1 rRNA gene is annotated in these 409 nt (G+C 37.4%); it reads left to right on the top strand.

The window, feature by feature from the left end:
• Positions 1-343: 343 nt before the first annotated feature.
• Positions 344-409, top strand: a 16S ribosomal RNA gene (locus tag EXT46_RS18695); the annotation flags it as partial.

The raw sequence follows: 409 nt of genomic DNA, 5'->3' as shown, positions 1-409 counted from the left end.
CTTCTTAAAATAAAGTGTTGACAATAAAACAGGGTTGAGTAGAATGCACAGCCCTCGAGACGCGAAAGCAACTCGAACGTTCTTTAAAAATATGAAGCAATCATCTGTGTGGGCACTCGTACAGATTGAGTTCTAACAGCTGATTCTAGTTCGCTAGATGACGCAAACAAATTTAGAGTCTCAATTGAGCTGAGTGACCATAAGTTATTAAAAAATTCAGCTTTGAGCTGTTTTGATTTTACTTTTTTAAAAGTGAAAGTAATAACGCACAGTCAATTCGTTCTTGGAAACAAGAACAAAATCAGTATTCATTGAGCTGAATCTTCGGATTCAAAAAAACTTTTAATTGAAGAGTTTGATCATGGCTCAGATTGAACGCTGGCGGCAGGCCTAACACATGCAAGTCGAG

Source organism: Pseudoalteromonas sp. CO325X (genome assembly GCF_004208955.1).
Classification (GTDB): Bacteria; Pseudomonadota; Gammaproteobacteria; order Enterobacterales; family Alteromonadaceae; genus Pseudoalteromonas; species Pseudoalteromonas ruthenica.
Note: the sequence above shows the minus strand (reverse complement) of the source record. Positions and strands in the feature narration are given on the sequence as shown.